At 45.6% G+C, this 3,650-nt stretch carries 6 protein-coding genes; 5 read left to right on the forward strand and 1 reads right to left on the reverse strand.

From position 1 onward, the window contains the following. Positions 1-134 (reverse strand): AMP-binding protein (locus LC574_RS31070; RefSeq protein WP_229457433.1); only part of this gene is annotated, 134 nt, incomplete at its 3' end. Between LC574_RS31070 and LC574_RS39330 the strand changes: the two genes are divergently transcribed. The 5 genes from LC574_RS39330 (at position 99) to LC574_RS31090 (ending at position 3,559) form a co-directional block, all read left to right on the forward strand. Further along, on the forward strand, positions 99-239 hold the full coding sequence (locus LC574_RS39330; protein WP_368736757.1) for a DUF2891 family protein: 141 nt from the start codon (positions 99-101) through the stop codon (positions 237-239). The two genes, LC574_RS31070 and LC574_RS39330, sit on opposite strands and share 36 nt — an antisense overlap. A gap of 12 nt (positions 240-251) precedes the next feature. Further along, positions 252-392 carry a hypothetical protein gene (locus LC574_RS31075; protein WP_229457429.1) on the forward strand — a complete coding sequence of 47 codons (141 nt, stop codon included), beginning with the start codon at positions 252-254 and terminating at the stop codon, positions 390-392. A 128-nt stretch (positions 393-520) separates the two neighbouring features. Next, the gene (gap, locus tag LC574_RS31080; RefSeq protein WP_229457430.1) at positions 521-1,564 is read left to right on the forward strand and encodes a type I glyceraldehyde-3-phosphate dehydrogenase; all 1,044 of its coding nucleotides are present in this window, start codon (positions 521-523) and stop codon (positions 1,562-1,564) included. Positions 1,565-1,796: 232 nt separating this feature from the next. After that, entirely contained in the window at positions 1,797-3,227 is a 1,431-nt protein-coding gene (gene pyk / locus LC574_RS31085) for a pyruvate kinase (RefSeq protein WP_306422182.1), read from the forward strand. Between the two features lie 95 nt (positions 3,228-3,322). Further along, positions 3,323-3,559 carry a hypothetical protein gene (locus LC574_RS31090; RefSeq protein WP_229457432.1) on the forward strand — a complete coding sequence of 79 codons (237 nt, stop codon included), beginning with the start codon at positions 3,323-3,325 and terminating at the stop codon, positions 3,557-3,559. Positions 3,560-3,650 lie beyond the last annotated feature (91 nt).

Below are 3,650 nucleotides of genomic sequence, written 5' to 3' on the forward strand. Positions count from 1 at the left end.
CGATTGACATATCCTCTGGCTATTCCTGCTCCTCCTATGTATATTTCTCCTACTACTCCTACTGGTACAGGTTGTAGATGAGAATCTAATAAGTATATTTGTGTGTTAGCGATCGGTCTTCCAATCGTCAGCATGGACTAGCAGATATTGTAAGTGAACATTATGCAGCTAGTCACTGGGTAGGAACTTTTGCTGTTTACCTCCTAACGAATCGTGGCTTGCAAGGGCAAATTACTTAATCTCCATGCCCAATGCCCAATGCCCAATACTTCGACTTCGCTCAGTACAAGTGCCCAATGCCCAATACTTCGACTTCGCTCAGTACAAGTGCCCAATGCCCAATGCCCCATGCCCAATGCCCAATGCTCAATCCCCAATGCCCCAATCCTTAAAATATGCCAAGTAAATATCCCTTAGCTGACTGATACTGTCACGATCAAAGAGTAAAGAGTAAAAGGCAATCTATTTTGACTTTTAACTTTCTCCTTTTGTTCAACTTTCCACAAGGGTAGGTTTAATCTTGACTAAATTGAAGGTTGGTATCAATGGCTTCGGTCGAATCGGGCGACTTGTGCTTCGCGCTGGCATCGATAACCCTAACATTGAATTTATAGGCATTAACGACCTAGTACCACCAGATAACCTCGCTTACCTATTAAAGTACGACTCAACCCACGGTAAATTAAAGCATAAGGTTGAAGCCAAGGAAGATGGTATCCTCATTGACGGACACTTCATTCCTTGCGTGTCGGTGAGGAACCCAGCAGAGTTACCTTGGGGAAAATTAGGTGCAGATTATGTCGTGGAAGCTACCGGACTTTTCACTGACTACGAAGGAGCCGCAAACCACCTGAAGGCAGGTGCAAAGCGAGTGGTAATTTCCGCTCCCACTAAAGATCCAGATCGAGTTACTACCCTACTAATGGGTGTAAATCATCACTTATTTGATCCCAGCAAGGATATAATTGTATCCAATGCTAGCTGCACTACAAACTGTCTAGCTCCTATAGCTAAGGTGATCAATGACAACTTTGGGTTGACCGAAGGGTTAATGACCACAGTCCATGCCATGACTGCCACCCAGCCAACTGTAGACGGCCCCAGTAAGAAGGACTGGCGCGGTGGTCGGGGTGCAAGCCAGAATATTATTCCCTCTTCCACAGGCGCAGCTAAAGCTGTAGCGTTGGTTTTACCAGAATTGAAGGGTAGGCTCACTGGTATGGCATTACGAGTTCCGACTCCCGATGTCTCTGTAGTTGATTTAACTTTCAAAACTGCCAAAGCCACCAGTTATAAAGAAATCAGTGCTGCCATGAAGGAAGCTGCCGCAGGTTCACTTTCGGGTATCCTGGGTTACACAGATGAGGAAGTAGTTTCCACAGATTTTCAAGGCGATACCCATTCCAGTATCTTCGACGCAGGTGCTGGGATTGAGTTGAATTCTAACTTTTTTAAGGTAATTGCCTGGTATGACAACGAGTGGGGCTACTCGAATCGCGTGATTGACTTGATGTTGTCTATGTCACAAAAGGAAAAACTCGCACCGACAGTTGCTGTGGTTTGATTGGTCATTAGTCATTGGTCATTAGTCATTGGTCATTGACTTTTGACCCTTGACTTTTGGGATTTGGGTCAAATGGTAAATACCGTGAAAATAAAACGCTATTTAGTATTTTTACTTACAGAGTCAGTGATATGAAGCACATGTGAATTTGGATGCGAAGTTTCTTAATTACGAATTACGAATTGGTATGAAGCATCCAAATTTGCAGGTTACTCCTCAACCCCTAATCCCTATGCGTCGAACCAAAATCATTTGTACTGTTGGGCCGGCTACATCTGCACCCGAAAAGCTGCAAGCCTTAGTAAAAGCTGGAATGAATGTGGCGCGGCTGAATTTTTCCCACGGGGCTTATGAATTCCACGCCCAAACTGCTCACTATCTTAGACAAATTCGTACTGAGCAGCAAAAGCCGATCGCAATTATGCAAGACTTATGTGGCCCGAAGATTCGTTTGGGAACTTTACCACCAGAAGGGTTAAATCTGGAAGCTGGTAGTGAAGTCACCTTTGTTTTGCAAGAAAAGGGTGAGAGTATCGACGAACTACCCCTACCATTACCGACTTTGTTCGCAATGGTGCGACCAGGCGAACCGATTTTGATTAATGATGGTCGCGTCAAGTTGATTGTTACCGATCGCGATGCCGATCGCATTCGCGCCCAAGTAAAAATTGGCGGGTTAATTTCCACGCACAAAGGCGTAAACCTACCGCAAACTCCTTTACCTGTTAGTTCGATCACCGAAAAAGACTTGCTGGATCTGCGCTTTGGGATTCAGTTGGGTGTAGACTGGGTGGCAGTGTCCTTTGTGCGATCGCCACAAGACTTAGAACCCGCCAAGCGAATGATTGAAGCTGCTGGCGCTTCCATCCGCTTAATTGCCAAAATTGAAAGAGCAGAGGCAGTAGAGAATTTTGACTCCATTCTGAACGTTGCCGATGCGATTATGATTGCTCGTGGCGATTTAGGGGTAGAAGTGCCAATTCACGAAGTACCCTTAATTCAAAAAGATATTATTCGCCGTTGTAATCGTACTGGCAAGCCGGTGATTACAGCCACCCAAATGCTAGAGTCGATGATTAGCGCCCCTGACCCCACCCGCGCCGAAGCCACTGATGTTGCCAACTCCATCTTAGATGGAACAGATGCGGTAATGCTTTCTGGTGAAACAGCTGTCGGACAATATCCCATCGCCGCCGTCGAGATGATGCACAATATCGCCGTGCGGACAGAACAGGCTCTAGATGAGGGTAGCAAACATGCCTGGTGTCATGAGGCAGGTAGTCTCAGCGTCACCGAATCTGTAGCAGAAGCGGTGTGTCGCATTGCCCATGAAACAGGCTCACGAGCAATTCTCTGTAACACTTCCTCAGGAAGTACAGCGAGAATGGTGTCTAAATATCGCCCTACTTCTCCCATTATTGCCCTTACCCCTGATATCACTGCTTATCGCCAACTAGCGCTTTCTTGGGGTGTAGAAGCTTTGCTGATTCCACCAGTCCACAATGCCGAAGAGATGTTTACCAATGTGGTGAACACAGTTGTAGATATGGGTCTAGCGAATAAGGGCGATAAAGTAGTTATTACCTCTGGTGTTCCAATTGGTAAATCGGGAACAACTAGTTTAATCAAAGTGCATTCCATTGGACAGCCAATTTCGGCATAAGGCACTTAGAATAGGGCTGTGGCTCAAGATAGTAAGCAAAATTGGGCAATGATGAAGAAAAATTGGAGTGGGGAGTAGGGAGTAGGGAGTAGGGAGTGGGGACTAGAGAGGCAAGGAGCAGAATAATAACTCCTAACTCCTGTACAGATGCGATTAATTGCGTCTCTACTCCTAACTCCTGTACAAATGCGATTAATCGCGTCTCTACTCCTAACTCCTGTACAAATGCGATTAATCGCGTCTCTACTCCTAACTCCTGTACAAATGCGATTAATCGCGTCTCTACTCCTAACTCAGCACTAATTTGGTGGGGAATAAGTAAATCCTACTAAACAAACCATCACGGAGTATTTTATGTCTAAGAATTTACTGGAACAATTGCGACAAGTGACTGTTGTAGTTGCAGATACGGGGGATATCCAG

The sequence above is a fragment of the Nostoc sp. CHAB 5715 genome (genome assembly GCF_020829685.1).
Taxonomy (GTDB): Bacteria; Cyanobacteriota; Cyanobacteriia; order Cyanobacteriales; family Nostocaceae; genus Nostoc.